Origin of the sequence: Haloarcula pellucida (genome assembly GCF_014647235.1) — an archaeon.
Classification (GTDB): domain Archaea; phylum Halobacteriota; class Halobacteria; order Halobacteriales; family Haloarculaceae; genus Haloarcula; species Haloarcula pellucida.
On the sequence record NZ_BMOU01000005.1, the window covers coordinates 203206 to 228709 of the forward strand.

The 25504-nt window shown below is 67.8% G+C and carries 33 protein-coding genes; 12 read left to right on the forward strand and 21 right to left on the reverse strand.

Features of this window, described 5'->3' with window-relative positions; translation table 11 throughout:
* Nucleotides 1-49 precede the first annotated feature (49 nt).
* The 5 genes from IEY28_RS15605 to IEY28_RS15625 all read left to right on the forward strand — a co-directional run bounded on the left by IEY28_RS15605 (nt 50) and on the right by IEY28_RS15625 (nt 6070).
* Nucleotides 50-1117 (forward strand): protein-glutamate methylesterase/protein-glutamine glutaminase, encoded by a 1068-nt coding sequence (locus IEY28_RS15605; protein WP_188999819.1) that lies wholly within the window; start codon nt 50-52, stop codon nt 1115-1117.
* Nucleotides 1117-3087 carry a chemotaxis protein CheA gene (cheA, locus tag IEY28_RS15610; RefSeq protein ID WP_188999822.1) on the forward strand — a complete coding sequence of 657 codons (1971 nt, stop codon included), beginning with the start codon at nt 1117-1119 and terminating at the stop codon, nt 3085-3087. The genes IEY28_RS15605 and cheA overlap by 1 nt, the downstream gene beginning before the upstream one ends.
* Entirely contained in the window at nt 3084-3893 is an 810-nt protein-coding gene (locus tag IEY28_RS15615) for a CheR family methyltransferase (RefSeq protein WP_188999825.1), read from the forward strand. Before cheA ends, IEY28_RS15615 begins: the two co-directional genes overlap by 4 nt.
* Complete coding sequence (locus IEY28_RS15620) at nt 3890-5122, forward strand: HEAT repeat domain-containing protein (protein WP_188999828.1); 1233 nt, start codon at nt 3890-3892, stop codon at nt 5120-5122. The genes IEY28_RS15615 and IEY28_RS15620 overlap by 4 nt, the downstream gene beginning before the upstream one ends.
* A 78-nt stretch (nt 5123-5200) precedes the next feature.
* The gene (locus IEY28_RS15625; RefSeq protein WP_188999831.1) at nt 5201-6070 is read left to right on the forward strand and encodes a CheF family chemotaxis protein; all 870 of its coding nucleotides are present in this window, start codon (nt 5201-5203) and stop codon (nt 6068-6070) included.
* On the opposite strand, the gene IEY28_RS15630 is transcribed toward IEY28_RS15625, so the two are convergent.
* The 5 genes from IEY28_RS15630 to tenA form a co-directional block, all read right to left on the reverse strand.
* Nucleotides 6071-8002: a hypothetical protein gene (locus IEY28_RS15630; protein ID WP_188999834.1), complete on the reverse strand. Its 1932-nt coding sequence runs from the start codon at nt 8000-8002 to the stop codon at nt 6071-6073. It abuts the gene before it with no gap.
* Nucleotides 7999-8463 carry a hypothetical protein gene (locus tag IEY28_RS15635; protein WP_188999837.1) on the reverse strand — a complete coding sequence of 155 codons (465 nt, stop codon included), beginning with the start codon at nt 8461-8463 and terminating at the stop codon, nt 7999-8001. The genes IEY28_RS15630 and IEY28_RS15635 overlap by 4 nt, the downstream gene beginning before the upstream one ends.
* A gap of 72 nt (nt 8464-8535) precedes the next feature.
* Nucleotides 8536-10062 carry a sodium:solute symporter family transporter gene (locus tag IEY28_RS15640; RefSeq protein WP_188999840.1) on the reverse strand — a complete coding sequence of 509 codons (1527 nt, stop codon included), beginning with the start codon at nt 10060-10062 and terminating at the stop codon, nt 8536-8538.
* Nucleotides 10056-10811, reverse strand: coding sequence for a TenA family protein (locus tag IEY28_RS15645; protein ID WP_229783167.1), 756 nt, complete (start codon nt 10809-10811; stop codon nt 10056-10058). Before IEY28_RS15645 ends, IEY28_RS15640 begins: the two co-directional genes overlap by 7 nt.
* Nucleotides 10808-11473: a thiaminase II gene (tenA, locus tag IEY28_RS15650; RefSeq protein WP_188999857.1), complete on the reverse strand. Its 666-nt coding sequence runs from the start codon at nt 11471-11473 to the stop codon at nt 10808-10810. Before tenA ends, IEY28_RS15645 begins: the two co-directional genes overlap by 4 nt.
* 110 nt (nt 11474-11583) lie before the next feature.
* Between tenA and IEY28_RS15655 the strand changes: the two genes are divergently transcribed.
* The gene (locus IEY28_RS15655; RefSeq protein ID WP_188999861.1) at nt 11584-12507 is read left to right on the forward strand and encodes a thiamine-phosphate synthase family protein; all 924 of its coding nucleotides are present in this window, start codon (nt 11584-11586) and stop codon (nt 12505-12507) included.
* 217 nt (nt 12508-12724) lie between these two features.
* Here IEY28_RS15655 and IEY28_RS15660 read toward each other — a convergent pair whose 3' ends face one another.
* The 3 genes from IEY28_RS15660 to IEY28_RS15670 form a co-directional block, all read right to left on the reverse strand.
* Nucleotides 12725-13603 carry a CheF family chemotaxis protein gene (locus IEY28_RS15660; RefSeq protein WP_188999864.1) on the reverse strand — a complete coding sequence of 293 codons (879 nt, stop codon included), beginning with the start codon at nt 13601-13603 and terminating at the stop codon, nt 12725-12727.
* Between the two features lie 82 nt (nt 13604-13685).
* Complete coding sequence (locus IEY28_RS15665) at nt 13686-14114, reverse strand: DUF7112 family protein (RefSeq protein WP_166967839.1); 429 nt, start codon at nt 14112-14114, stop codon at nt 13686-13688.
* On the reverse strand, nt 14111-14500 hold the full coding sequence (locus tag IEY28_RS15670; RefSeq protein ID WP_188999867.1) for a 30S ribosomal protein S6e: 390 nt from the start codon (nt 14498-14500) through the stop codon (nt 14111-14113). The genes IEY28_RS15665 and IEY28_RS15670 overlap by 4 nt, the downstream gene beginning before the upstream one ends.
* A 156-nt stretch (nt 14501-14656) precedes the next feature.
* Here IEY28_RS15670 and IEY28_RS15675 point away from each other — a divergent pair, with 156 nt between their 5' ends.
* Entirely contained in the window at nt 14657-14965 is a 309-nt protein-coding gene (locus IEY28_RS15675) for a hypothetical protein (protein ID WP_188999870.1), read from the forward strand.
* Here the strand turns inward: IEY28_RS15675 and IEY28_RS15680 are convergent.
* Both IEY28_RS15680 and IEY28_RS15685 read right to left on the reverse strand, forming a co-directional pair.
* Nucleotides 14962-15387, reverse strand: coding sequence for a dCTP deaminase/dUTPase family protein (locus IEY28_RS15680; protein ID WP_188999873.1), 426 nt, complete (start codon nt 15385-15387; stop codon nt 14962-14964). The genes IEY28_RS15675 and IEY28_RS15680 overlap by 4 nt on opposite strands.
* 57 nt (nt 15388-15444) lie before the next feature.
* Nucleotides 15445-15750, reverse strand: coding sequence for an Hsp20/alpha crystallin family protein (locus IEY28_RS15685; RefSeq protein WP_188999876.1), 306 nt, complete (start codon nt 15748-15750; stop codon nt 15445-15447).
* A 129-nt stretch (nt 15751-15879) separates the two neighbouring features.
* Here IEY28_RS15685 and IEY28_RS15690 point away from each other — a divergent pair, with 129 nt between their 5' ends.
* Nucleotides 15880-16311, forward strand: coding sequence for a DUF5807 family protein (locus tag IEY28_RS15690; RefSeq protein ID WP_188999879.1), 432 nt, complete (start codon nt 15880-15882; stop codon nt 16309-16311).
* A gap of 109 nt (nt 16312-16420) precedes the next feature.
* Here the strand turns inward: IEY28_RS15690 and IEY28_RS15695 are convergent, their stop codons facing one another.
* The 5 genes from IEY28_RS15695 to IEY28_RS15715 form a co-directional block, all read right to left on the reverse strand.
* Nucleotides 16421-16858, reverse strand: a complete 438-nt coding sequence (locus IEY28_RS15695; RefSeq protein WP_188999880.1) for a hypothetical protein — start codon at nt 16856-16858, stop codon at nt 16421-16423.
* 87 nt (nt 16859-16945) lie between these two features.
* Nucleotides 16946-17086: a hypothetical protein gene (locus tag IEY28_RS15700; RefSeq protein WP_166967831.1), complete on the reverse strand. Its 141-nt coding sequence runs from the start codon at nt 17084-17086 to the stop codon at nt 16946-16948.
* Between the two features lie 52 nt (nt 17087-17138).
* Entirely contained in the window at nt 17139-17279 is a 141-nt protein-coding gene (locus IEY28_RS15705) for a hypothetical protein (RefSeq protein ID WP_188999883.1), read from the reverse strand.
* 51 nt (nt 17280-17330) lie between these two features.
* Complete coding sequence (locus IEY28_RS15710; RefSeq protein WP_188999885.1) at nt 17331-18422, reverse strand: DHH family phosphoesterase; 1092 nt, start codon at nt 18420-18422, stop codon at nt 17331-17333.
* Between the two features lie 43 nt (nt 18423-18465).
* On the reverse strand, nt 18466-18933 hold the full coding sequence (locus tag IEY28_RS15715; RefSeq protein ID WP_188999888.1) for a universal stress protein: 468 nt from the start codon (nt 18931-18933) through the stop codon (nt 18466-18468).
* 104 nt (nt 18934-19037) lie between these two features.
* On the opposite strand from IEY28_RS15715, the gene IEY28_RS15720 reads away from it, so the two are divergent.
* Complete coding sequence (locus IEY28_RS15720) at nt 19038-19475, forward strand: universal stress protein (protein WP_188999891.1); 438 nt, start codon at nt 19038-19040, stop codon at nt 19473-19475.
* Here IEY28_RS15720 and IEY28_RS15725 read toward each other — a convergent pair.
* Together IEY28_RS15725 and IEY28_RS15730 are read right to left on the reverse strand one after the other, a co-directional pair.
* Entirely contained in the window at nt 19472-19993 is a 522-nt protein-coding gene (locus tag IEY28_RS15725; RefSeq protein ID WP_188999894.1) for a GNAT family N-acetyltransferase, read from the reverse strand. The two genes, IEY28_RS15720 and IEY28_RS15725, sit on opposite strands and share 4 nt — an antisense overlap.
* Nucleotides 19990-20361, reverse strand: a complete 372-nt coding sequence (locus IEY28_RS15730; protein WP_188999897.1) for a universal stress protein — start codon at nt 20359-20361, stop codon at nt 19990-19992. The genes IEY28_RS15725 and IEY28_RS15730 overlap by 4 nt, the downstream gene beginning before the upstream one ends.
* 101 nt (nt 20362-20462) lie before the next feature.
* Here IEY28_RS15730 and IEY28_RS15735 point away from each other — a divergent pair, with 101 nt between their 5' ends.
* Together IEY28_RS15735 and IEY28_RS15740 are read left to right on the forward strand one after the other, a co-directional pair.
* Nucleotides 20463-21125, forward strand: a complete 663-nt coding sequence (locus IEY28_RS15735; protein ID WP_229783168.1) for a DUF5806 family protein — start codon at nt 20463-20465, stop codon at nt 21123-21125.
* 53 nt (nt 21126-21178) lie between these two features.
* Nucleotides 21179-21568 (forward strand): hypothetical protein, encoded by a 390-nt coding sequence (locus IEY28_RS15740; RefSeq protein WP_188999900.1) that lies wholly within the window; start codon nt 21179-21181, stop codon nt 21566-21568.
* Here IEY28_RS15740 and IEY28_RS15745 read toward each other — a convergent pair.
* The 3 genes from IEY28_RS15745 to IEY28_RS15755 form a co-directional block, all read right to left on the reverse strand.
* Nucleotides 21565-21744, reverse strand: coding sequence for a hypothetical protein (locus IEY28_RS15745; RefSeq protein ID WP_188999903.1), 180 nt, complete (start codon nt 21742-21744; stop codon nt 21565-21567). The two genes, IEY28_RS15740 and IEY28_RS15745, sit on opposite strands and share 4 nt — an antisense overlap.
* 78 nt (nt 21745-21822) lie before the next feature.
* The gene (locus IEY28_RS15750; RefSeq protein ID WP_188999907.1) at nt 21823-23127 is read right to left on the reverse strand and encodes a dihydroorotase; all 1305 of its coding nucleotides are present in this window, start codon (nt 23125-23127) and stop codon (nt 21823-21825) included.
* Between the two features lie 65 nt (nt 23128-23192).
* The gene (locus IEY28_RS15755) at nt 23193-23873 is read right to left on the reverse strand and encodes a lipoate--protein ligase family protein (RefSeq protein ID WP_188999910.1); all 681 of its coding nucleotides are present in this window, start codon (nt 23871-23873) and stop codon (nt 23193-23195) included.
* Nucleotides 23874-24073: 200 nt separating this feature from the next.
* Here IEY28_RS15755 and IEY28_RS15760 point away from each other — a divergent pair, with 200 nt between their 5' ends.
* Nucleotides 24074-24895 carry a DUF8155 domain-containing protein gene (locus tag IEY28_RS15760; RefSeq protein WP_188999913.1) on the forward strand — a complete coding sequence of 274 codons (822 nt, stop codon included), beginning with the start codon at nt 24074-24076 and terminating at the stop codon, nt 24893-24895.
* Between the two features lies 1 nt (nt 24896).
* Here the strand turns inward: IEY28_RS15760 and IEY28_RS15765 are convergent, their stop codons facing one another.
* Nucleotides 24897-25469: a cysteine hydrolase family protein gene (locus IEY28_RS15765; RefSeq protein WP_188999916.1), complete on the reverse strand. Its 573-nt coding sequence runs from the start codon at nt 25467-25469 to the stop codon at nt 24897-24899.
* Nucleotides 25470-25504 lie beyond the last annotated feature (35 nt).

The following is a 25504-nucleotide window of genomic DNA, read 5'->3' on the forward strand; positions in this document are numbered from 1 at the left end:
AGATGCTCCGCCCGCAAACGACGCCCACGTCACGGGAGTCCGTGTGACGATGGCCGGTGGTGTGCGCGCAGTCGTCGCAGACGACTCCCACTTCATGCGAAGTGTCATCTCCGACATTTTAGCTGAGGGAGGGATCGACGTCGTCGCACAGGCCCGGAACGGACGGGAGGCCGTCGAGGCAGTCGTACAGCACGAACCCGACGCCGTGACGATGGACGTCGAGATGCCCGAGATGAACGGCATCGAGGCCACAGAGCGAATCATGGCCGAGCGACCGACGCCGGTCCTGATGCTGTCGGCCCACACCGACGAGAACGCCGACGTCACCTTCGAGGCGCTCGATAAGGGCGCGGTCGACTTCTTCACCAAACCCGGCGGCGAGGTGTCGATGGAGATGTCCCGGCTGAAAGACCAACTCGTCGACATCGTCTCCTCCGTAGCCGAAGTCGATGTCGGCGGGAGCGGCCAGTCGGCGACGACGACGGCGCGACAGCGCGACCGGTCTCGGCCCGAGTCGGCGTCGTACACGGCGAACCCGACGCTCGTCGTCGGGTCCTCGACGGGCGGCCCGAAGATGGTCGAACAGGTGCTGTCGGCCCTGCCGCTGTCGGCCGACCTCAGAGTCCTCGTCGTCCAGCACATGCCGGAAGGGTTCACGGGCCGGTTCGCAGAGCGCATCGACGCGCGAAGCGACTACGACGTGACGGAAGCGACGGATGGGGCGCGAATCGGCGGGGGCGAAGCGCTCGTCGCTGCTGGCGACCGCCACATGGAGATCAAGAACTACCGGAACGGACGCCTGCGGGTGAAACTGACGCAGGAGGACCCGGTCAACAGCGTCCGACCGGCCGTCGACGTGACGATGGCGACGGCCGCCGACGTCATCGACGACCCCCTCGTCGGCGTCATCCTCACGGGGATGGGCGAGGACGGTGCGGACGGCATCCGGCGCATCAAAGCGGCGGGCGGCCGGACCATCGCACAGGACGAAGCCACGTCGGCCGTCTACGGGATGCCAAAGCGAGCGGTCGAGACTGGCTGCGTGGACGACGTGCTCCCGATAGACGACATCGCGAACGGTATCTTAGATACGATTACGACAGAGGTGACCTCATAATGGACGACCAGTATCTCGACGCATTCATCCGCGAGAGCGAGGAGGCGATAACGGAACTCAACAACTCTTTGCTCGACCTGGAATCGGACCCCTCCGACGAGGAGGCGATGGACGCTATCTTCCGGACCGCACACACGCTGAAGGGGAACTTCGGCGCGATGGGGTTCGACGACGCGGCGAATCTCGCCCACGCGATGGAGGACCTCCTAGACGCGATGCGGCAAGGCGAGATGGAGGTCACGCCGGACGTGATGGACCTCGTCTTCGCCGGTGTCGACCAGATAGAGGTCATCGTCAAAGAGATAGAGGCCGACGGCGAGTCACAGACCCAGACCGACGAGATGGTGACCGAACTGCGGTCCGTCCTCGAAGAGGGCGCCGAGGCCGCCGGCGAAACGGCGGCCGGGGGCGAGACCACCGAGACGGACGACAGCGGCGACGCCACCGACATCGCGCCGACCGACATCGACCTCGACCCGAGTGCGGCCGACGGGCAAGTCGTCCACGTCTCGGTCAGCGTCGGCGACTCCGACATGCTCGGCGTGGACGCGATGCTGGCACTGGAGGCCATCGAGGACGTCTTCGACATCCTCGCCTCGGACCCCGAGCGACCGAGCGTCGAGGACGGCGAGTTCGAGGAGACGTTCGACCTCTATCTCGACGCCGCCGACGCCTCGACGGTCGATGCGGAACTGGGGACTCTCGGCAAGGTCGACACCTTCACCGCGACCGACGTGACAGACAGGTTCGAACCGGCCGGCGAGGCCACGACCGAGGCAGGTACCGACACCGACCTGAACCCCGCCGCGACGGAGGACGAAGAACACAGTGTCGACGAGATCAAGTCCGTCCGAGTGGACGTCGACCAGTTGGACGACCTGCACGGACTGGTCGAGCAACTGGTGACCAGCCGTATCAAGCTCCGCCGCTCGGTCGAACAGGAAGACGTCGACTCGGCAGGCGAGACGCTGAACGAACTGGACAAGATCACGGCGAACCTCCAGAACACGGTGATGGACATGCGGCTCATTCCGCTGAAGAAAGTGGTCGGGAAGTTCCCGCGACTGGTCCGTGACCTCGCCCGCGAACTCGATAAGGACGTCGAGTTCGAAATAGAGGGCGAGGACATCGAACTCGACCGGACCATCCTCACCGAGATCTCGGACCCGCTGATGCACATCCTGCGAAACTCGGTGGACCACGGCATCGAACCACCGGCAGAGCGTGAGGCGGCAGGCAAGCCCGCCACCGGCCACATCACGCTCCGGGCCACCCGGGAACGGGACCACGTCATCATCGAAGTCGAGGACGACGGTGCGGGCCTCGACGTCGAGGGCATCAAGCAGAAAGCCATCGAGAAGGGCGTCCGCTCACCCGAGGAGATAGAGGCGATGGACGACTCGGCCATCTACGACCTCGTCTTCCACCCCGGGTTCTCGACGGCCGACGAGGTGACCGACACCAGCGGTCGCGGGGTCGGGATGGACGTCGTCCACGACACCGTCACGCAACTCGACGGCTCTGTCAACGTCGAGTCCACCGAGGGCGAAGGGACGACGGTCGCACTCCGCCTCCCCGTGACGATGGCTATCGTGAAGGTGCTGTTCGTCGAAGTGGGCGACGAGGAGTACGGCGTTCCCATCAAGAACGTCGACGAGATCACCGCGACGGACGCGACCAAACGGGTCAATGGCAAGGAAGTCATCAAGCACAACGACGACATCTACCCCGTCATCCATCTCGACGATACGTTCGACGTCCCGGGAGAGACGGCGAACGGTGACGGCATGCTGATTCGCATCCGGGAGTCCGAGCGACAGGTTGCGCTGCACTGTGACTCGGTCAACAGTCAGGAGGAGGTCGTCGTCAAACCCCTCGAGGGGATCCTCTCCGGAACGCCCGGCCTCTCCGGGACGGCCGTGCTGGGCGACGGCAACATCGTCCACATCCTCGACGTGGTGACCCTATGAGCAAAGGCAACGACCGCCAGTTTCACCGCCTGCTTGAGTTCATCGGGTCGGAGATGGACTTCGAGTCGGGATTCTACAACGACGCGTACCTCGACCGACGTATCACCGCGCGGATGCGCCGGACCGACACGGAGACCTACCGGGAGTACAAGCGCCTCCTCGAACGCGACGACGGCGAGCGCGAGCAGTTGCTCGACTCGCTGTCTATCAACGTCACCGGGTTCTTCCGGAACCCGGAGGCGTGGGAGCACCTGCGGCCGGTCCTGCGCGACCTGACCGCCGAGAACCGGCGAGTGCGACTCTGGTCCGCGCCGAGCGCCGACGGTCGTGAACCGTACTCGGCGGCGATGCTGGCGCTCGACGATCCCGAAGTGGACGACAGTCGCATCGAGATAACCGGGACCGACATCAACGCCGACATCCTTCGGGAGGCCAGACGCGGCACCTACGAGACGTCACAGACGACGGACATCGCCGAGGAACTCGCGCCGCTTGATGACTACAGCGAGTACGTCGAGGAGGACGGCAACACGTTCCGGGTCCGTGACAACGTGACGGACATGGTGACGTTCCAGCAACACGACCTCATCCGTGGGGACCCGAAACGGGACTTCGACCTCGTGTTCTGCCGGAACCTGCTCATCTACATCGACACCGAGTACAAGGTCCCCATCTTCGAGACCATCCGCGGGTCGCTACGAGAGGGCGGTTACCTGATGATCGGGATGACCGAGACGCTGCCCACGGAGTGTCGGGACGCGTTCGAACCGGTCGATAAACAACACCGCATCTACCGACGGGTATGAGCCTCTACGAACTCGAACGCGACGGCGAGGTACAGGAACTCATCCGTCTGCTTCGAGAGAGCGACAACGAGCGAGTGACCGTTCGCGCCGCGGAGTTGCTCGGCAACTTCCCGGACCACGACGACCGCAAAGACGTGGTCAGCGCGCTCGTACAGGCCGTACAGACCGACAACGACGCCGTCACGGCGGCGGCTATCGACTCGCTCGACGAACTCGGCGGCGACGCCATCGAGCAACTCATCGGGGGGATGGCCGGCATCGAACTCGACGACGACGCCGCCGACTGGGTGCGGGCGAAGGCGTTCATGCAGGCGCTCGACGCCGAGGTCCCGGAGTTGCGGATGGCCGCCGCCAACGGTCTGGGCCGACTCGACCAGACGGACGCCGTCCCGAAACTCACAGAGCGCTTCGAGGACCCGGACCCGCGCGTACGGGCGCGGGCCGCCCGGTCGGCGGGAAAGATCGGTGACTCGCGGGCGACCGGCCCGCTGGAGTCGCTGCTGACAGACCCGAAAGTCGCGGTACGTCGGGAGGCCGCCGAGGCGCTGGGCAACATCGGGAACAGACAGGCCCTACAGGCCTTGCTCCCGATGTACGAGGACGACAACCAACAGGTCCGGCGCATCGCCGTCGGCGCGTTCGGGAACTTCGAGAACGACCGCCCGGTCGACTATCTGGTCGAGGCGCTGTCGGACGACTCGGCCGGGGTCCGTCGAACGGCCGTCTACTCGCTCGTCGAACTGCTCTCGAACGTTCCGACCGAACAGAGCCACGACATCCGCGAGACGGTGGTCGAAAAGCTCTCGAATACGGACGACCGCAGCGTCGTCGTCCCGCTGGTCGAGATACTCGAAGAAAGTACGCAGGACGCCCAGCGGCGGAACACCGCGTGGTTGCTGGGCCGGGCGACCAGCGAGGCGGAACGGGACCGCGTCATCGACGCCCTCGTGAGCGCACTGGCCGACGACGGGCAGATGCTCCGGCAGTTCGCCGCGACGAGCCTCGCCGAACTCGGCGGCGAGGACAACATGGTCGAACGCCGCCTGCTGAAACTCGTCCAGGACGACAGCGTCGACCCCGAGGTTCGCGGGCAGGCCATCTTCACGCTGGGGAAGGTCGGCGGCGAGCGCTCTCGAAAGGTCCTCGACAAACTCATCGACGAGACGGACCACGACATCGTCCGGAAGAAAGCGTTCTCGGCCATCTCGAAGCTGGGTGGGCGTCGATGAGCGGGCCCCGACCGGCTGGACGGCCGGTCCGATTAAGGCCGAGCGGGTCGTATCACCCGGCCATAGCTGAATAGAGCGATGGCCGACGGAGAACACGCACTGGTCGATACGAAGGGGAAGTTCGTTCAGGTCGTCAAAGACGGGCGCAAGCGCAACGACATCGAGTGGCTACCCGGTCGCATCCTCCTGTCGAACAAGCGCCTCGTGCTCGCGACCAACGACGGCAAGCGGACCATCCCGCTCTCGAAACTCACCAGCGTCACCGCCAGCCAGATGAACCAGTCGCTGGCACAGGTCGACAGCTACGTCAAGCTACAGGCGGGCCGGGACGTCACGCTCGTCTCGGCGACGGCCGAGGAGTTCCAGGAGGAACTGTACCGGGCGCTGTTAGACCAGATCGTCGTCCTCGTCAAACACCCCGCCGTCGAGGGCGGTGTCGTACAGGACACCGGGTGGGAGAAAGCCCGCCTAAAACTCGACGACGAGAACGAGGACACGCTCAACCTCGCCATCGCCAGTGGCACCTTCGTCGAACTGGACATCGACGACGTCGGCACCGTCGAGGCCAAGCAAAAGGAGATTCGCGGCGCCGAACGCCCCCTGCTGGAGGTCGAACACACCATCGACGGCACCAGCGTCGAGACGCACATCTCCGGCGGACGACGGCACGTCTCGCTCATCGAGGGGCTGGTCCGACAGGGCGAGCAGCGAAACGCCGCCGACGACGTCGACCTCGAACCCGAGGAGACGCAGGTGCTGATGGCGCTTTACTCCGGCATCTCGCCGTTCAAGATTCCCGACTTCGTCGGCATGGACGTCGAGGAGGTAGAGGACGTCTACGACCGACTCATCGAGGCCGACATCCTCGAACCGGTCCGAACCCGCCGCGAAATCGAGTTGGAAGCGCGCGGGCGGTCTATCGCCGGGGACGCCATCGCCGACCAGTAGTCAGGGCGGCGGCGAACTGCCCAGCAACCGCGCGTAGTGGACGGTTTCACTGACCGCCCGAGAGAGCGGCAACAGGAACTCGCCGCTGGTCGGGAACAGCGACAGACCCGCCACGAGGAGGTACACCGTCGTCGCGCCGGCGGCGACGCCGAGGGTACACGCGCCGATCCGGAACCCGACGTCCGTCAGCACCGCGGCGACGGTCCACACCGCGAGACCGACGGCGACGGTCAGCGCGACGAGCGCGAACAGTTGGACGGCCTCGGAGAGCACCAATCGACCGACGGCGACGGCGGCGAGGGACGCGGGCGTGCCGAGGATGACGGTGGCGGCGTAGGCGAACGTCAGCGTCCGACGCTCGGTGGCGACGACACGGCGAACCGTCGGCATGCGGACGAGCCAGTAGACGCCGAGGGCATACAGCGGGTGGAGGTACCGAACCGTGAACATGTGGTGTGACGGGAGCGTCTTGAGGTACAGTCCCACGAGCAAGAGCGCGTACAGGACGGTAAACGCGTCGAGGACGCGGGCGGGCGACCACTGTCGGGGTGACGGGAGCGGCCAGTCGGACCGAGCGACTCCGCGCCGTATCGCGAGTACCGGATAGCCGACCAGCACGCCCAGTAGCGGCATCGATGCCAGTACGCTCAGGTTGACCGCGGCGTCCTGCGTAGGCCGGAGGGACGGGACGTAACCGGTTCGGACGAACACCCGGAACAGGTGTTCAGGGTCAAACAGTAGGCGGTAGGAGTCGACGAACTGCGAGGTGATACGCGACAGCGGTGCGGGGAACAGCGACCCGCCCGTCGCGGTCCCGCCGCCACCGCTAGCGCCACTGCCCCCGCCACCGCCCCCGCCGGAACCGCCCGCCGACGTTGGCGCGTCGGCCTCGGACCGCAGCACGTCGCCGGTGTACTCTGAGAGCAATCGCGGCGGTTGCAGTGGGTTGCCGGAGACGACTGCGTTCGTCAGCAGGAACGGGAGCAACGAGAGCGCTAGCGCCGCGCCGACAGACAGGAGGGAACGGACCCCGTTCCACCGGGCTGTCGGCAGGTCGACGACGCCGACGGCGACGAGCAAGACGAACCCCTCCGGCGCGTGGACCCACGCCGTCGCGCCCGCCCAGACGTACGTCAGCGCCCGGAATCGAGTCGCCGCCCGACGAGTGTCGGCTTCGCGGCTCCGGTACAGCGTGTACATCGCACAGACGACCAGCAGCGCCGTCACGCTGTGGCGTTTCGGAATCGTCGCCCAGAACCCGACGGGCGTCGCGGCGATCGTCGCGACGGCCGCGGCCACGCCCAGACGGCGGTCGTACAGCCGAGTCACGAGACGATAGCAGACGACGGTCAGGAGGACCGCAGCCAGCGCCGTCGTCAGTTGCAGGGCCAGTAGCGGGAGCCACAACGTCGACAGCGGCGTCGTGAGGGCCAGCGACGCGACGAACAGCCCCGCGGCGGCGACGACGCCGCCGAGGCGGCCCGCGTCGGGGCGGCCGACCACCCGGCCGACGCCCACGCCTACACTGGCGACGGCGAGCGACCACAGGCCGACCAGCAACACGCGAACGTCGGCGACGAGCGAGAGCGCGCGCAGGACGACGTACCACACCGCCGAAACGAGGACGACGCCGTAGTTCCGACCGTAGACGCGACCGTCGACCAGATAGGTCCCCGGTGTCGCACCGGACGCGGGGCCGTAGACGGCCTCGGTGACGTGCAGGTGGCCGTCGGCGACGGCCAACAGCGCGTTTGCGAAGGTGTACTGGTCGTTCGAGAAGAACCCAAGGTGCCACGTCAGGCAGACCCAGACGAGCGACCCCATCGCCAGCGTCGCGCCGACTCGGTCGCCCAGCACGGCCCGCCAGAGCGCGTCCCGCAGTTCCGATACGTCGACCGTCTCGCCGGCCAGCAGGCGGTCGGCGACGCTCACGAGACGACCTCCAGCGTGACTCGCCGCTGGAGGACGGCGCGGTCACGCTCGCCGGACTGGACCCAGACGGCGACGATGGCGTCGTACTGTCGCCGGTCGACCCGGTCCGGACTGACGGTGACGGGACTCGGGCGCAACTGGAGACGGCCCTCACGGCCGGCGATCTCGTATCTGCTCGTCGCGGTCAGCCACACGCCGGGGACGTCGATAGTGTACCGGAGCACCGGCGTGCCGGTGACGCCGGAGACGGAGACGACGGCGGGCGGCGCGTCGATGTGGTAGCGCCCGCTCCCGAATCGCCCGCGTTCGAGCGTGAGACTGCCGTCGGGTATCGACTCGACGGTCACACTCGCGTCGTCGGTGGTCGAGCGGGTCGACTCGCCCGCGACGCCGAGCGGTCCGACGGCGACGGCGGCGACCACGACGACCAGCGAAAACCCGACGAGCAGGCGCCGCTCCATGGATACCGGCGGTTGGCGAGCGCGGTATATGACTGTGGTGGGGCAGTTATCAGATCGGAGAAAACCGACTGGTCAGTCGGCGGACTCGGCCCCGCCGTCGGTCATCGACGCCCTGCCGGTGTCGGCGAGGCGGTCGAAGTCGAACGTCGCGCCGGAGACGCGAGCAGCCACGAGAGCGGCGGCCGTCGAGACGAGGAAGGCGCCGGCGAACGAGGTGAGATACAGCGGGTCCGCCGCCGGAAGGAGGCCCCCGACGACGGGAATCGCCGTCGTCACGCCGCGCAGGTCCGGGAAGTACGCTAGACCGACGGCGAGGCCGGCGAGACTGCTGACGAGCGCACCGGGACCGGTCAGCCCCCGGGAGTAGAGCCCATAGACGAGGGGGAAGGCGACGGCGGCCCCCAGCAGGTCCGCGAAGAAGAACAGGCGGAGGACGCTCCGAGCGCGCAGGCTGACGTAGATGGCGGCGACGGCGACGACGACGGTGAGCGCCCGAGCGCCGAGTCGGAGGGTGCGGTCGTCCGGGTCCGCGAGCAGTCGCGGGAGGTCAGCGGTGACGAGACTCGCAAGCGCCGAGAACAGCGAGTCGACGGAACTCACGACCAGTAAGAGCGCCAGCAGGACGACGGCCAGCAAGAGCCACTCGCCGAACGCGCTCTCGACGAGGACGAAGAAGGCCACGTCGGCGTTGTACGCCGAACTGGAGATGTCGGTGACGACGTCCGAATGCCCGGCGGCGACGACGCCGAGCAGTGCCGCGACGAAGACGGTAGCGCCGTTGAGGACGGTGGCGTTACGGAAGCCGCGAGCGACCGTCTCGCTGTCGCGCCCGGCGTAGATGCGCTGCCACCACGTCTGGTTGATGAGTTCCGCGCCGAGGATGGCGAAGGCGAGGCCGAGTCCGAACTGGAGGCCGGGGAGGAAGCCGACGTCTACGAGCGCGGGGTTCGTCGCGGCGACGCCGGAGTACACCGCACTGGGGCCGCCCAGCGAGAGGACGACGCCACCGGCGACGAGTGCGAGAAGCGGCAGAACGAGGACGGCCTGTACCGTGTCCGTGACGATGGTCGCCCGGAGACCGCCATACCCCGTATAGAGGAGAACGAACCCACCGACGAGGACGGCCGTCTGCCACTGCGGGACGCCAGCGACCAGCGAGAGCGCCCCGGCGATGCCGGTGAGTTCCGCGGCGACGAAGACGAACATGTACAGCGCGCTGATGAGGACGACGAAGCCGTACATCGCCGACCCGTAGCGGGCGTGGGCGTACTCGGTGAGCGAGTGGCCCTCGGGGAGGAGTTCGCGGATTCGGGGGCCGAGTTTCGAGTACGCCAGCATCGGGAGGGCCTCACCGATAGCGTACCCGACGACGGCGGCGACGCCGAAGCCAGCACCGGCCTCGGGCGCGGCGAGCAGAATCCAGACGCCCATCACCGACGCGACGAGCGTCGCCGTCGTCCGTCCCTCGCCGACGGAGTTGCGGGCGGTGAGGAAGTCGTCGGCCGAGCGGTCCTGCCCGCGGGTGAACCAGACGCCCAACCCGGCGAAGGCGGCCAGTGTGACGACGGTCAGTCCCAGCGCGACGGCGGTGGTCACCACGAGCGGTCACCTCCGTCGGTCGCCGTGCCAGCATCGTCGCCCTCGTAGGCCGCGTCGAAGAACGCGACTTCGAGGTCGACGGTCCGGCAGAACAGGTCGGCGAGGCGGGCCTGACGGCGCTCGCTCGCGGCCGCACCGGCACGGTCCAGTTCCGTCCGAAGCCACTCGACGAACGACTCGAAGGCCGGGACGGCGTGGAGGTCGACCCACTCGGCGAGGTAGAACCGCTCCGGTCGGTCGGCGTCGCCCTCGGCGGTCGCCCACGCGAGGTACACCCACTCCGCGGGGACGAGGACGGCCAGCGTCTCGGCGTACCCGCCCTCGCGCGAGGCCCGAAGGAGCAGGTCCCGGAACGCCGCCGTCGTCTCGGTCAGTGCCGGGTCCTCGTAGGTCGACTCGGGTACGCCGAGGGCGTCGAACGACCGCTCGAAGTAGTCGTTCTCGTCGTCCGTGAGCGTCCCGAGGAAATCGACCAGTCGGGACTTGGCGGCCATCGACGGCGCGTCGCCGACCGAATGCCCGAACGTCCCGACGAGCGTCTCCAGAAAGGCGTAGTCCTGCACCAGATACCGCCGGAAGACGGCGTCGTCGAGCGTGTCGGCGTGGAGTTCGCGGGTGAACCGGTGGTCGGTGGCGGCGTCCCACGACGGCCCCGCCTGTGCGCGAAGCCACTCGGTGAACCGGGGGTCCTCGCGGCCCTCGGCGTAGGCGGCGTAGGTGTCCGGCACCGCCGACGAGTCGCCCGTCACACCGACCACGTCTCCTCTCGCCACGCGGCGTCCCAGAAGCGGTACTCGTACCGCGCCGACGTCTCGAATAACTCGCGATAGCGCTCGCGTTCGGCCGCGGTGGCGTCGGCGGCCACGTCGTCCATCAGGTCCTTGCACCACTCGGCGAGGTCGGTGAACTCCTCGCCGGCGTACATCTCGATCCACGCGGCGTACTGCTCGTGGTCTGGTCGGCCCCGTTCGTCCAGTCGCCGGGCCGTCTCGTTGAACCCCCACATACAGGGCAGCAGCGCGGCCACGAGGTCGCCGAACGTCCCGGTGGCGGCGATTCGCACGAGAAAGTCAGTGTATGCCCGCGTCGTCGGTGACGGGTCGGTGGCTTCGAGGGCGGCCTCGCTGATGCCGAACTCGGCGGCGTACTCCCGGTGGAGGTCCATCTCCGTGTTGATGGTCGTATCGAGAAGCGTAGCGAACGTACCCATCCGGGCGAGGTCCGGGGCGTTGGCGGCTCCCAGCGCGAACACCCGCGCGTACTCCACGAGGTAGACGTAGTCCTGTCGCACCCAGTAGCGAAACGGGGCCTCGTCTAAGGTCCCCTCCCCCAGCTGTTCGACCATCGGGTGGTCGACGACGGCGTCCCAAATCGGATCGCCCACGTCGGCCAGCTCGTCGGTGAAGCTCATAGACGTGCATCGTCGACCCACGGTGATATAACTTCCCGATACAATCCAGTTATAGGCCGCAGCGCCGTCGATGTCGAACTGTTAAGCCGTGGGTCGTCCAACCCCGTGGTATGTCGCTCCGGTTGCCGAGCGAAATCGTCGTCGAGGACGTGTTGCCGACGCTCCGGGTACTGCTCGCCCGCGAACTCGCAGACCACGGGCTGACCCAGCAGGAGATAGCGGCACACCTCGGCGTGACGCAGGCGGCCGTCTCGACGTACGTAAGCGGCGACCCGAGCGTCGAGGCACGGATCGCCGACCACCCGCGAACCGCGGCGACCGTCGAGCGAGTCGCCGACGGACTGGCAAACGACGAGATGGACGCCTACGACGCGCTCGCGGCCGTCTTGGAACTCGTCCGTGCGTTCGAGGACCGCGGCCCCATCTGTGAACTCCACGAGGAAGCGATGCCGGGCCTCGAAGGACTGGGGTGTGACCTCTGTGTCCGCGGCGTCAACCCGGAACTCCGGACCGAGCGCGCAGTACTCGACAGCGTCCGGGAGGCCAGTCGCGTCCTCGCGACGACGCCGGGCCTCGCCGCGTTCGTCCCGAACGTCGGCACGAACGTCGGCACGGCGCTCCCGGACGCCGAGAGTCGGTCGGACGTGGCCGCGGTGCCCGGCCGCATCTACGTGATGGACAACAGCATCGAAGTCCCCGCGAACCCGGAGTTCGGCGCCTCCGCTCACGTCGCGACGACGATTCTCGCGGCGATGACCGTCGACCCCGACCGCCGCGGCGCGCTGAACCTCGCTACCGACGACGCCTTCCTCGCGGCCGCCCGGGACCGCGGCCTCGACACCATGGAGTTCGACGCCGGCTACGAGAACCGCGGCGACCGCCTCAGCGAACAGTTCGAGGAACGCGGGAGCGTCCCCGACATCGTCTTCCACCGCGGCGCGTTCGGTATCGAACCGATCACGTACGTCCTCTCGGAGACGGGTGCCGATGCGGCGCGACTGGTCGCAGAGTTGGTCGCGGCGACGGAGTCCTAGGCGTCGTCGAGAGTGGGCACGGTGCGGTGGCCGGGAGCGCGTTCTGTCGCGCGACCCGGGGACAGGCAGGCCTGCCTGTGAAGCAGACCGCGCCTCCGGCGCGGTTTCACCGGACGCGAACAGCGTGAGTGGCCGGCGGTTTTCCCAAGTTTTTGCAACGGGTGGTTCCCGCAGCGCCTCCGGCGCGAGGACACCCCTCGCAGTAAAAAGTGGGAGCTTAGACGTTGACGTCCTCTAAGAACCGGCTCGCCACGACCTGTCCCTTCGGGGTGAGCGTCGGGCCGTCCGACCCGTCCTGAATGAGGCCGTCGGCTTCGAGGTCCTGTAGGAGCATCGACACCGCCGCCGAGTCCTTCCCGAGGATGCCCGCCAGCGGCATCCCCTCCATGTCGCCGGTCGAGTACATCGCGACCAGTACCTCCTTTTTGTCCTTCGTGAGGTCGACGTTCTGTAGCTCCTCCATGAGGCCGGAGTACTCCCGGCGGAGGTATCGACCGAGGATGGACATCTTTCGGGAGGAGGCCAGCGCCGCGAGCGTCGTCACCGCGGTGCCGTTCTGCATGTGTCTGACGACCAGCACTGGCCGGGTCCCGCCGGCTATCTCCCGGCTCGTACGGTCGAAGTCGGAGACGGTCTCGAGGTCGATGGCGAAGGTGTCGTCGCCGCGACGGAACTCGACGGACCCGGGCGTGAGAAAGAGGCGGGCCGACTGGAACTCGTCGTCGGTGACGCGACCACCGACGCGGGCGCGCTCTTTGACCGTCGTCTCGGTGCCGTTGATGATGGCCTTAAACAGGAGCGTCCCGAACTTCTCGATCTTCTCGTCGTCGGCCTCGATGGCGGCGACGAGTCGACGACCGCCCTTCTCGAAGGCGATGGTCACCGTCGAGTCGAAGAAGTCCCCGAGGTCGGGCGGCACCTGCCCGATGGCGATGTCGAAGATGGCATCGAGGGGAATCGTCAGTTTGTCGTCCTCGCTGGCGGCGAGAACGAGGCGTTTCTGCGAGAGGACCACGCGGCCCTTGACAGGATCACCACGGCTGGCCACCTCCGAGTTGAACTGGCCGACGAAATCCGCGATGACTGATTCCGACATGTCGCTCGTGGTACCGGTTACAGCCGCCGGTCTATTGAGCGTTTCGCGCCAGTATCAGTCGGGAAAACCGGGGCCGACGCGGTCATCCGTCGAGGTCCCGTGCGATGTCGGACAGCGAGGAGTCCGGGGAGTCGGTCGCAGTGTAGACGACGCGAGTCCCCGGCGTTCGGAGGCCGTACTGGTGACCGGCAGTGACGACGTCTAAGTGAGCCGACCCGCCCAGCGAGACGCTACCGTCGGCGATCCACTCGGCGAGGCGGTTCTCGCCCTCGTGGTCGCGTGCGACGCGCCGGTTGTCGGCGACGTGCGTGACGACGACGTCGCCCTCGATGCTCGTCTCGATAGCCGCGTGGTAGGTGTCGCCGTCCAGCGCCATCCCGACGACGTCGCCCTCCTGCAGGTCGACGGCGTCCGGGAGTACGACTCGCGGGCGGTCGGTGCGCCCGATGGACTCGACGGGGACGCGGTGTGTCTCGACGGCGTCGTGGTCGCTCGGAACGCGCTCGCTCACTCGTCGTCGGCACCGAGCAGATCGTCGACCGGTTCGCTGCCGCGGCCGACGATTGTGGCGTTGATCTGGCGCGTCTCGTCGCTGACTTCGCGTCCGCGGATGGTGATGCGCTTTCGCTCGCCGTCGGTGGTCGGTTCGAAGCCGATACCGCCGTCGGACATGATAGACTTCGTCTGGGTGCCGCGGACGTCGGGTCGCATCGGTCGGCCGGCGGTGTCGGAGCCACCGGTGAGTTCGAGCGTGTAGCCGTCGAGGCCGACGGCACCGGCGTCGACCTCGTCGCCGAGTTCGCGGCCGATGAAGCGGTTTGCGTCCTGTCCGTCGACGTCGATCTGGTACGTGTGGCCGCTCTCCGGGTCGGAGACAGCGACAGTGAATTCAGCCATACCTATTTCGTATCTATCGCGCTTCAAAAGCGCATCGAAGCGTCCCGGCCAGCACCTCGTGACGGTCCACCACGGTCTGTCGGAGGCCGACAGCGACGGCGAGACGCTAACTGGTTAGGTACTACTGGCTCCACCACCCGGTGTGTCGGTAGGAGTATGAGCAAGACGACGAGGGCGGCGGAGCGGGTCGGTGACGGCGAGTCGGTACGGGACCTCGGCGACGCCATGGGGACGCTGAGCGGGTCGATGGGCGACTTCAGCGACGAACTGACGTCGCTCCAGCGGGCCGTGACGGACCTGCAGGACTCGACCCGGCGAGCGAGCGAGCACCAACGGGCAGTGTCGGCGTCGCTACACCGCGCCGCCGACAGTTTGGCGGGCGAACCGTCGGCGGACGAACAACGTGCCAGTCGAGTGAGCGATAAGTCGACGGCCGCGAAGACGTCGATGGTCGCCGACGACTAGCGTTTCTCGGCGTCGACGATGGTACTGACGCGGGCGTTCGCCTTGAGGCGGAGTCCGGCACCGCCGACCGACAGCGGAATCCTTGGCAGTTCGTCGACGTGGAGCGTCGGGTGGGTCGCGCCGCGTTCGAGGAGTTCGGTCCGTGGCTGGACGGTCACCGTCGCCTCACCGGTCAGGGACTCGTTGAACTCGACGAGGTACTGCCCGGCCCGGAGCGTCCACCAGTCGTAGTCGTCCTCGGGGTCGCGCTTCGCGCTGGCGTGGGGCGCGGTCCCGGCCGGTTCGAGTTCGCCGCCGCCGAAGTCGATGCGACCGGGGTCGACCACCTCGTACACCTCGGCGACGGTCAAGTCGAAGCCGGGACTGTCCGTCTGTGTCTGTTCGTGGACGGCGTCGGTGACGTACTCGCTGAGGTCGGCCATACGTGGACGTGTCGGCCCGGCGGCGCAAAACTATGGGGGCGGACCGACACCGAACAGTCAGGTGATATCGATACGCCGGCCCTCCCGTTCCCGGTCGTCGAGAGGGAGCGTGACTTCCAACACACCGTCCTCGATGGTCGCCGTGATATCGGCCTCGCGAATCGACCGCGGGAGACCAATCGACCGGTGGAACACCCGCGAGCGCTCGCCCGGGTCGTGGCGTTCGGCCTCGACGTGGAGGTGCCGGTCGTGCCACCGCAGGTCGACGTCCTCGCGGTCGAACCCCGACAGTTCGACGAGGACGACGAACGCATCGTCCTCGCGGTACAGTTCGACGCCTTTGGCGGGATGGTGCGTCACCATACGTGTTACTTCGGCAACTAGATGGAAAAAGGGCACAGGCGGTTCCCAGCAGGGGAGACGGCTTCGGGCGGCCCGAGCGCTGGCTGGGAGAACGCCGTGCTTTTGCGTTCCGAACGACTCGGAGCCAGTATGAGCAAGCACACGGAGTTTCTGGCGGGCGAGCGGCCCGACGACGTCCTCTTTTTCCTCCACGAGGACGCCGTCTCGAACCCCGGCGCGCTGGCGGAGTACGCCGACGCCGTCGACGACGGCCACGTCCTCGTCCTCCCCGGCGACGACGGGCGTAGCGCCTTCCAGTCGGCCACCGGCATCGATCCGATGGGGCTCGCACAGGAGGCGATGGGCACCGACGGGACGGTTCGGGACGACCTGACCGGCGCGGTCTGTCCGGTCGAGGAGGAGGAACCCGAGGAGAACCACACCACGCGGTTCGTCTTCGCCTTCGCGGAGGCCCAGAACGAGGAGGTCGGTGGCCTCTACGCCGACGGCGACGTGATTCACGCCTACGCCGTCTGTGCCTGCGGCGAGCGGTACAGCGACAAGTGGGTCGTCGACGAGTAGCGGTGTCGCACATCGGGTCGAGACACTGCGCATGGACGTCCGCCACGAGTCCACCGACGCCACGCCATTCGTTCTGAGCGCCTCGTCGGTCCCGCCGCCGGACGGCCGATTACAGGCGGAACGGTTCGGCGACGCGCGCGACCAGCGCCCGCAGTAGCCCCGTGAGTACGCCGCCGTCGTGGACGTACGGCGACCCGACCTCCTCGCGGGTGACGCCGTGGCGGAGGTGTTGGACGCCGTCGACGAGAAACCACCCACCGAGGAGCGCACCCGCCGCGGGCGTCCACCACGGGGCCGAGAGCGTCGTCACGTAGCCCGCCCCAACGAGGACGAGACCGCCGAATAAGACGTGGTCGGCGTAGTCGCCGACGATGGCTTCGACACCGTCGGTCACGAGTTGCAACAGAACGAACAGCGCGGCTACCGCCACGGCGAACGACGGCGTCTCACCGAGGACGAACAGCGTGCCGCCGACGGCGACGCCTCTGAGAAGTTCCCCGGCCAGCGTCGCGCGGTCGGGCCACCACGTAGGGAGGGCGGAGGGCATCGCGCTGGTCGGAGCATCCGCCGGCGGCCACATCAGCGTTCCGGCGCTCGCGTTCGAGCGCGCCCGTCGGCGTCTACTCGGCTGCCGCTACCGCTCGGTGTCGACGCCTTCGTCCTCCTCTTCGGGCAACCGCTTGAACGCGTCCACGATCGCCTGTTTCGCCACCGCGCCGTGGGTCGTCCGAGTCCACCTTTTTCTTCGTCGGGTGGTCTCGCTCCGCTCGACCACCGCTCCTCGAAAAACGTGGGCGAAAAAGACGCTCGCTCCGCTCGCGTCCGGTCTACCGCTCGGTGTCGACGCCTTCGTCCTCCTCTTCGGGCAACCGCTTGAACGCGTCCACGATCGCCTGTTTCGCCACCGCGTCGTGGGTCGTCCGAGTCCACCTTTTTCTTCGTCGGGTGGTCTCGCTCCGCTCGACCACCACTCCTCGAAAAACGTGGGCGAAAAAGACCTCGCTCCGCTCGCGTCCGGTCTACCGCTCGGTGTCGACGCCTTCGTCCTCCTCTTCGGGCAACCGCTTGAACGCGTCCACGATCGCCTGTTTCGCCACCGCGCCGTGGGTCGTCCAGTGGTGGGCGTAGTCCATCATGTCGTCGTAGATGTCCGGCTTACACCCCGCCGCCTTCGGGTGGCCACCGCCGTTGACCTGTCGAGCCACCTCGTGGGCGCGCTCGAAGTTGTCGGTACCGCGGATGGACGCGGACCCGGCGGGTTTGACGATGACTGCGGCGTCGGCGCCCTGTTCGCGCAGGGCCTCTGCGACCTCGTTCTGCGAACAGCGACCGTAGGTGACGCCGACGGTCCACTCGCCGACCTCGCGCAGTTCCGCGCGGTCGACGGCCTTCTCGATGAGGGCCTCCTTCTCGACGCGCTTCTCGGCGAGGAACTCCTGAACCTCCGGGGAGAGATCGGGACCGTGTTCGGCGACGGCCTCGATGTACTCCTCGGGGTCCGACCAGTACGAGAAGTCCGCGAGGTCGTCGCTGCGCTCGTCGTCGCGAATCCAGAGGTCGTGGTCCCGCGTGACCGCCGCGAGGTCGGCCCAGCGCTCCTCGAAGTCGTAGTCCAGTTGTTCGAGCGCGACGTCGGCGGTACACACCTCGTCGCTCTCCCCGACGGTTCGCTCGACCCCCGCGTCGTCGACGATACCGCCGAGTTCGGCGTCCCACTGGTGGTGGTCGAACCACGCGACGCGTTCGACGCGGGCGACGAGGTTCGAGAGCGCGCCGAGGTCCGACTCGCTGTCGGGACAGAGGTCACAGACGAAGACGGTCGCCTCGGGTTCGGCGTACTCGGCGGTCCACGCCAGCGCCTCCTGCAGTTCGTGCGGGCCGGCGGGCAGCAGTGCGCCCTCGCCGTGGGCTTCGCGAATCAACGCGGTGCAAGCCAGTCCGTCGGCGTCGGGGTCGGCGATGACCACCACGCCGGCGTCGGAAAGCGTCTCGGCGGCCTCGGCCTCGGCCTGCTCCTCTTCGTAGGAGTCCGGGATGAAAAAGCCCTCGCCGGGGAGGACAGACTTACGCTCGATAGAGAGACGGTCGTCGTCGATGAGCCAATCGTCCATGCCCGTTCATGCCGACCGTCAGCAATGAACCCCGCGGTCCGTCTCAGACCTGTTCGCGTTCGGGGTTGACCGCACCCTCTAACTGGCGGACCGACAGCACCGGCATCGGGGCCTGTCGGACGATCTCCTCGGCGACGCTGCCGAGCAGGAAGCCGTGTTCGCCGTGCCGGCCCCGGGTTCCAGTGGCGACGACGTCGGCGTCGTGGTCGAGTGCGTACTGGCAGATTTCGTCGGCGGGGTCGCCCTGCCGGACAGCGGTGACGATGTCGTCGCTGTCTGCCTCGGCGATGGCGGCCTCCCGGACGAACGAGAGCGCGCGCCCGCCGGTGGTCGCCAGCGCACGTTCCAGTTCGGTACGCACTTCCTCGGGCGTCGACTCGACTTCGCCGGAGTCGACGACGTACAGCGCGTGGACGGTCGCATCGAAGTGTGCGGCGAGGTCGAGGGCGGCTTCGACGGCCCGTTCTGCGCTGCCGGACCCGTCTGTCGCGATGACCACCGTGTCGAACATACCCCGGCCTACCGCGGGCACGACCAAAAAGCCGCCCCATCAGATCACAGTGCCCACTGCGGGATGAGGTGGCTTTTTGTCCGGGCCGGTCACAGAGACAGGTGATGGACATCGACCTCGTGCTCGTCCCAGTCGACGGCAGCGACCGGTCCGAGCGGGCGGCCGAGTACGCTATCGCCATCGCCGAGCGATACGACGCCGACCTCCACCTCCTGTTCGTTCTCGACGAGCGACTCCGACGGGACATCGACGATGGCCACGTCGACGCCGAGACCATCGCGGAGGAACACCGCGCGTTCACCGATCGGGTGCGCGAGCAGTTCCGAGGCACCGGCCACGACGGCACCCTCGATACGTCGACGGCGACGGCGTTCTCGGAACACCGCCTGATGCAGACGCCGGGCAGCGTCGTCTTAGACGTCGCCGAGGACGTCGCGGCGGACTTCATCGTCATCCCGCGAGAGGGCGACAGCGAAGAGCCCGTCGGCCGCGCGGCGCTGTACGTCTTAGAGTACGCGAGCCAGCCAGTCCTCTCGGTTTAGAGCCGTATCGCCATCTCTATCTCGAAGCTCTCGGCGTTGCTCGTCTCGAACCCGACCTTCCGGTAGAGGCTGGCGGCGGCGTCGTTCCACCGTTCGACCGTGAGCCACACCTTCTCGATGCCCGCCCGCTGGCCCTGTCCCAGTAGCGTCTCGACGAGGGCAGTGCCGATGCCGGCCCCCTGAAACGACTGGAGGACGAAGATAGCGAGTTCGTGTTCGCCGTGTCGGTCCGGCACGAGCGTCGCGTGACCGACGACGTCGCCGTCGTACCGGGCGACGACGTTGACACAGTCGCCGTCCAGAATCGTGTCCAACCAGTTGCGGATGCCCTCCTCCTTGGCAGGCGGGATACCCTGTGCCCGGTCGGCCGGGTCGAAGTCGACGTACATCGCGACGATGGCCTCGCGGTCGGCCTCGTCGGCGGGGACTAATTCGACTTCGCGACCCTCCTTGTCGGTGACCGTCCGGGGCGGCGCGGGGAACTCGCTGGCCGGTTCGTCGGGGTAGGTCCGGCTCATCGGATGAGCGTGACCGGCGTCTGTGCGTTCAACAGGACGAACTCGACGACGGAGCCGAGTTGAATCTTCCCCAGCGTGGAGCGCTCACCGCCGCCCAGTACGATGCGGTCGAACCCTTCGCTCTCGGCGATGTCGACCAGTTCGCTCCCGGGCGACTCGCCGCCGATGGTTCGTATCGACGCCTCGAAGTTGGTCTCCGAGAGCGTCGACTCGACGCGTTCTCTGACCGCCTCCGCGTCTGTATCTGCCTCCTCGTTGTCGAAGATGGCGATAGTGAGGTCGTCGTCCGTCTCCTGTGCGCGTGCTATCGTCTCGTCCAGTGCGTGGTAGGACAACTGGCTGCCCCCGACGCCGAGCAGGATGTGCATACGCGGTCACTCGGTCGGCATCGCTCAAAAATCCACCTGACGAGCGAGACGGAGCGGTCGGGGGCGATACGCTTTTTCGGCGCGGGCACACACAGACGGCCATGACACCGCCGGACAGCGACGAGGAGCCGACACGGGTGGTCACGCCACACGAACCAGACGATGTGCCCGACGACGACAGCGAGGAGTCGGTCGCCGAGGACGCCGCAGACGGCGGCGTCACGCCGGCCAGCGACGTGCCCGAGGACGTCCGGAAGTACGAGCGCTTTACGAAGATAGAGGGTGGCACCTACGACCGGGCCAACGAGTTCCTGCGCGAGCGGACGTACGTCACTGCCCGCGAGTGGGCTATCGCTCGCCTGTGTGCGGACTTCCGGACCGAGACCGGCGTCGAGATGACGAAGATAGGGGAGAACCTCCCCGAACTCGTCCCGTTCATGACCGATACGTACACGCCACAGGCAGTCAATCAGGCCCGAGCGTCCTTCGAGGAGAAGGTCCGCAAGGCCGGCGCGACGTTCCTCTACGGTGCGATGTCTGACTTCTTCACCGCCGAGGAACTAGACGACGTGATGTACGAGTCCACCGAGGTGGCGAAGTTCCTGCTGGAAGTCGAGGGCGTCGACCTCGCCGTCGAGGAGGAGATGGAAGCAGAGGACCGCATCTCCTCGGTCATGCGCGAGGTGCGCGAGCACTCGGCGGCGCTCCGACACGACGAGGTCTGCTGTCCGGAGTGCGGCCACGAGTTCGACGTCGACGAGTGAGTCGGCGGCGGTCCCCGGCACCGTTTTCTGTCGGTCGCCCGAACGCTGCGGCGATGGACCCTCGCAGGAAAGTCCTCCTCACCGACGGGGCCCTCGCCGTTCTGGCGCTCGCGCAGGTATGGCTCACCCTCGGCGAAGGCGTCTCGCCGCCGCTCGCGGCGCTGTTCACGGCGACGACCGTCCTCGCCTACTACGTCGACGAACACGGCGTGCTGGACCGGCTACCGGGAACGCGACTGCACCAGACCGTCGCGCTCGTCGCGGTGGCCGGGACCGGCATCGTTGCGCTCGGTCTCGGTCTCGGACCCGACGCTGTGGAGACGGTGCTGTTGGCGTCGCTGACCGGTCTCGGCGGCGGCATCCTCCTGTATCGGTGTTACTTCGGTCTCGTCCGCCCGGTCCCGGAGACGAGGCTGCGACGGGCGAGCGAGCGGCAAGTCTAGCTCACACCGAGGACCTTCCCGCACTTCTTACACCGGTAGACGTCGCGGATGTCGACGCCGATCTGGATGCGTGGCGGCCCCTCGTCTTCGTCTACGAGCGTCACTTCGTCGACCGCTTCGTGTTCGAGGTCGTCGGCGGTTTCGAGTTCCGCGCCGCAGTTCTCACAGCGTGGCATACGTCTCTATCACCGGACTGACCTAAGACCACAACGCGATTATGTGTTGTGTTCACACACCCTGAATGAGCGGCGGGATCACTCCAGCACTTCGCCGTCGGCGTCGCGGACGTTCTCGCCTTGATGGCCGTAGAAGACGTCCTCATCGGAGTCCCGCTCGTACACCATCGTCCCACGGACCATCGTCCACTCGGGGAAGACGGCCTCGAACCCCTCGAACGGCGTCCAGCCACAGTCGGTGTGGAGGTCCCCGGCACGAATTTCGGTCGTCTCGGTGGTGTCGACCAGCACGAGGTCGGCGTCCTTGCCGGGTTCGATACGCCCCTTCTGGGGCACGTCGAACACGTCGGCGGGGTTCGCGGCGGTGAGGTCACGGACGCGCTCGTAGGTCAGGCCGGTGTCGGGGTCCCGGGCCTCCGCTAGCAGGAGCGGCAGGACCGTCTCGACACCCGGCACGCCGGAGGGGGCGTCCCAGATACTCGCGTCTTTCTCCTCGCGGGTGTGGGGCGCGTGGTCGGTCGCGATCATGTCGACGGTGCCGTCGACGACGCGGTCGTACACCTCGCGACGGCGCTTCTCGCGGCGAAGCGGGGGGTTCATCCGGCCGAACGTGCCCAACTCGCCGAGGTCCTTCCGCGAGAGCAGGAGGTGGTGTGGCGTCACCTCCGTCGTCATCCCGGCGTCGGCGGCGATGTCGATGCCCTCCGGCGTCGAGGTGTGAGCGATGTGGATGCGGGCGCCCATCCGCTCGGCGGCCTCGCAGGCCCGCGTTACGGCCGCTGCCTCGGCCTCGGCGGTGCGGTAGGCGCTCCACGCGTCGGCGTCGTCGCGGGCGCGGGCGTCGTCGTTGAAGCGGTCGGCGTCCTCGGCGTGAACCGTGACGGTGACGCCCTCCTCGGTCGCCAGTTCCAGCGCCGCTTCGAAGAGAGCCGTCTCGATACCCATATCGCCCGTCGAGTCCGCGAGGAACACCTCACCCAGCGCGAACAGGCGCCGGCGCAGGAGGACGTTCGGAATCCAGTCGGCCGTGACACCGCCGTTGATTCCCCAGTCGATTATCGAGTCGGCGGCGAACTCGGCTTTCTGGTCGAACGCTTCGCCGTCGATGGTCGGCGGGTCGGTGTTGGGCTGGTCGACGACGGTGGTGACCCCGCCTGCGGCGGCGGCGCGCGACCCACTCTCCCACGTCTCCTTGTGTGGGTAGCCGGGCTGGCGGAAGTGGACGTGGACGTCCATCATACCGGGAAACAGTCGCTTGCCCGTCGCCTCGATAGTTCCCTCGTCGTCGGGTTCGAGGTCGCGGCCGACCTCGGCGATGGTCTCACCACGCACCCGGACGTCCCGTTGCCGGCCGTCCGCGAGCGTCGCGTTGCGGATGAGCATACCGTCTGTCGTCCGGGCGCACCCCTAAGTGTCTCGGATGTGGTTCCGGGGGGCGACCCCCCGTCTCACTGGACAGTCCGCCGCTCGGAGACCGAACGCTCCCCGACGAGGGCGCGTTCGAGCGCGTCCACGACCTCTGCCGGGTCGCCGCGGCCGCCGGCACGCGACACGCTCCCCACCGAGTCGGGGTCGAACGGGACGCCGAGCGCGTCGTACACCGGGTCGAGCACTGCCGCGATGGCTTCGTGGTCGCTGACGACGACGATGCCGGCGGTGAGTGCGACGTGCTGTCGAACACGCTGGGCGAGGCCCGCCACTTTGCCGTCGGCCTGCAACGAGTGAGTTCCCGGACAGAAGGAGTCGGGTGGTTCGCCCTCGACGGCGTCGACGCCGACGGTCGCGAGGCCGCGCCGGACCGCCGCCGAGACGCGGTCGTAGCGCCCGCCGATATCTCCCCGGGAATCGGCGACCGGTTCCGCGAGGGCGAAGGCGACGGTGGACCCGGTGTAGGCGACGGCCCGCCCGCCGACGGCCCGTTCGAGGACGGGGTAGCCCCGGGATTCGGCGGCCTCTTGAGCGCGGTCGTACCCCTCGACGCGGCGGTCACGGCGGCCAAAGGCCACCTGTCGGTGTGGCGTCCAGACGCGAAGCGCAGGCGTGCCGTCGTCGGCGACGCCGGAGACCATCGCTCGCGTGCGCTCGTAGTCGCGTTCGTGGTCGCTCGCTCGACCGCGGAGGAGTCGCATGGCGGTCGTAGGACAGCGACGGATTAAACGCTCTCGCAACCGGTGGCGAACAGGCGACACACGGCGGTCACGACGGGACGTGTCGCACACCCGCGGCCCCCGTCGCGGTGTCGGTCAGCGCACTCCCGATCGTGGCCCCGCCTTCGGACGTAAACCCTCGGACGATAGGCACATACCTCGGCGTGCCCAACTTCTCGCCGATGGCCGTCACCGTCCCGCGGGACGTACTCCACCGCTACTACCGATTCTCGCTGTACAACTCGCCGTTCGACGCCCACGACGACGGGTGTGCCATAGACCTCTACCCCGAGGGTGAGCGCGCACCGTCGCCCGTGGCCGGCGAGGTGCTCGATACGAAGGCGGTCCGTGCCCCGCCGAAGCCCTACGCCGCAGAACACGACCACCTGATTCTGATCGACACCGGAGAGTTCGTCGCCCGCCTCCTCCACGTCGACCCGAGCGTCGAACCGGGCGAGACGGTTGCCGTCGGGGACGACATCGGCGAACTGGTTCGGGCCGGGTTCTTCGCGCCGTGGGTCCCGAATCACGTCCATCTGGGCTTTCGGGACCACGACGCCGACCCCTATCGAGCGTCGGGGTCACTGCCCGTGGACGTGGGCGTCGACGTCGAACCGCTGGCGTGGGACGGCACCGGCACCGTCGTCGAGACGGGTGAGACGTGGGCGCGACTCGACAGCCCCGAACACCCCGCCCCCGGCGAACGCTTCGCGGGCGTGGCGAACGACCGGGGCGGCGTCCTCGACGGCGGCCTCCCGCACTACGAGTGGGGCGGGCTACTGGGTGACGACGGCCCGACGCGAGCGAGCGTCGCCGGCCAGCAGGTCGGCACCGCCGACGGTAGAACGGTGGCGTGGGATAGCGTGACCGTCTCCGCGAACGGCGACCCCGTGACGGGGCTGGCACTGTTCTGCTCGCGGGACGACGCCGGCGTGAAACTCGTCGGGGAGGGGGTCGATCTCTCGGTCGGCGACCGGGTCGACGTCACCGTCGAGCGACGCTAACTCAGGCGAACTCGACGGCGTCGCGCTCGGTGACCTCGCCGAACAGCCAGTCGGCGTGCTCTAAGGCGTACTCGCGGTGGTCTTCCTCGATGAAGCCGACGGCGTCCTCGGCGAGCACCGGGCGGTAGTCGCGCAGGCCCGCGCTGGCGGCCGTATGGAGGACACAGACGTTCGCCAGCGTCCCGCAGACGACGAGGTCTTTGACGCCGTGGGCGTCGAGCCACCCCTCCAGTTGCGTCCGGTAGAAGGCGTCGTAGGTGTGTTTCTCCACGACGAGGTCGTCCGCTCGCAGGTCGAGTTCCTCGACGAGTTCGGCCTCCCAGGTCCCCTCGACGACGTGTTCGCCCCACCGCTCGAACTCGTCGTAGTAGTGGGTCTCCTCGAACTGTCCGGGCGGGTGCACGTCGCGGGTGAAGACGACGCTCGCGCCGGCGTCGCGGGCCCGGTCGACGAGTTCGTTCACGGGGTCGATGGCCGCCGCGCTGTCCGGTGCGTAGAGGCTGCCGTCGGGGTGGCAAAAGCCGTTTTGCATGTCCACCACGACGACGGCCGTCTGGGTCGGGTCCAGTTGCATAGTCGACGGTTCGGCCGCGAGGCCTACGAACCTTA

Bases quoted from the DNA above. Each gene is read 5' to 3' on its own strand.
- IEY28_RS15605 (WP_188999819.1), top strand. From the start codon at position 50: ATGGCCGGTGGTGTGCGCGCAGTCGTCGCAGACGACTCCCACTTCATG.
- cheA (WP_188999822.1), top strand. From the start codon at position 1,117: ATGGACGACCAGTATCTCGACGCATTCATCCGCGAGAGCGAGGAGGCG.
- IEY28_RS15615 (WP_188999825.1), top strand. From the start codon at position 3,084: ATGAGCAAAGGCAACGACCGCCAGTTTCACCGCCTGCTTGAGTTCATC.
- IEY28_RS15620 (WP_188999828.1), top strand. From the start codon at position 3,890: ATGAGCCTCTACGAACTCGAACGCGACGGCGAGGTACAGGAACTCATC.
- IEY28_RS15625 (WP_188999831.1), top strand. From the start codon at position 5,201: ATGGCCGACGGAGAACACGCACTGGTCGATACGAAGGGGAAGTTCGTT.
- IEY28_RS15635 (WP_188999837.1), bottom strand. From the start codon at position 8,463: ATGGAGCGGCGCCTGCTCGTCGGGTTTTCGCTGGTCGTCGTGGTCGCC.
- tenA (WP_188999857.1), bottom strand. From the start codon at position 11,473: ATGAGCTTCACCGACGAGCTGGCCGACGTGGGCGATCCGATTTGGGAC.
- IEY28_RS15655 (WP_188999861.1), top strand. From the start codon at position 11,584: ATGTCGCTCCGGTTGCCGAGCGAAATCGTCGTCGAGGACGTGTTGCCG.
- IEY28_RS15660 (WP_188999864.1), bottom strand. From the start codon at position 13,603: ATGTCGGAATCAGTCATCGCGGATTTCGTCGGCCAGTTCAACTCGGAG.
- IEY28_RS15670 (WP_188999867.1), bottom strand. From the start codon at position 14,500: ATGGCTGAATTCACTGTCGCTGTCTCCGACCCGGAGAGCGGCCACACG.
- IEY28_RS15675 (WP_188999870.1), top strand. From the start codon at position 14,657: ATGAGCAAGACGACGAGGGCGGCGGAGCGGGTCGGTGACGGCGAGTCG.
- IEY28_RS15680 (WP_188999873.1), bottom strand. From the start codon at position 15,387: ATGGCCGACCTCAGCGAGTACGTCACCGACGCCGTCCACGAACAGACA.
- IEY28_RS15685 (WP_188999876.1), bottom strand. From the start codon at position 15,750: ATGGTGACGCACCATCCCGCCAAAGGCGTCGAACTGTACCGCGAGGAC.
- IEY28_RS15690 (WP_188999879.1), top strand. From the start codon at position 15,880: ATGAGCAAGCACACGGAGTTTCTGGCGGGCGAGCGGCCCGACGACGTC.
- IEY28_RS15695 (WP_188999880.1), bottom strand. From the start codon at position 16,858: ATGCCCTCCGCCCTCCCTACGTGGTGGCCCGACCGCGCGACGCTGGCC.
- IEY28_RS15710 (WP_188999885.1), bottom strand. From the start codon at position 18,422: ATGGACGATTGGCTCATCGACGACGACCGTCTCTCTATCGAGCGTAAG.
- IEY28_RS15715 (WP_188999888.1), bottom strand. From the start codon at position 18,933: ATGTTCGACACGGTGGTCATCGCGACAGACGGGTCCGGCAGCGCAGAA.
- IEY28_RS15720 (WP_188999891.1), top strand. From the start codon at position 19,038: ATGGACATCGACCTCGTGCTCGTCCCAGTCGACGGCAGCGACCGGTCC.
- IEY28_RS15725 (WP_188999894.1), bottom strand. From the start codon at position 19,993: ATGAGCCGGACCTACCCCGACGAACCGGCCAGCGAGTTCCCCGCGCCG.
- IEY28_RS15730 (WP_188999897.1), bottom strand. From the start codon at position 20,361: ATGCACATCCTGCTCGGCGTCGGGGGCAGCCAGTTGTCCTACCACGCA.
- IEY28_RS15735 (WP_229783168.1), top strand. From the start codon at position 20,463: ATGACACCGCCGGACAGCGACGAGGAGCCGACACGGGTGGTCACGCCA.
- IEY28_RS15740 (WP_188999900.1), top strand. From the start codon at position 21,179: ATGGACCCTCGCAGGAAAGTCCTCCTCACCGACGGGGCCCTCGCCGTT.
- IEY28_RS15745 (WP_188999903.1), bottom strand. From the start codon at position 21,744: ATGCCACGCTGTGAGAACTGCGGCGCGGAACTCGAAACCGCCGACGAC.
- IEY28_RS15750 (WP_188999907.1), bottom strand. From the start codon at position 23,127: ATGCTCATCCGCAACGCGACGCTCGCGGACGGCCGGCAACGGGACGTC.
- IEY28_RS15755 (WP_188999910.1), bottom strand. From the start codon at position 23,873: ATGCGACTCCTCCGCGGTCGAGCGAGCGACCACGAACGCGACTACGAG.
- IEY28_RS15760 (WP_188999913.1), top strand. From the start codon at position 24,074: ATGGCCGTCACCGTCCCGCGGGACGTACTCCACCGCTACTACCGATTC.
- IEY28_RS15765 (WP_188999916.1), bottom strand. From the start codon at position 25,469: ATGCAACTGGACCCGACCCAGACGGCCGTCGTCGTGGTGGACATGCAA.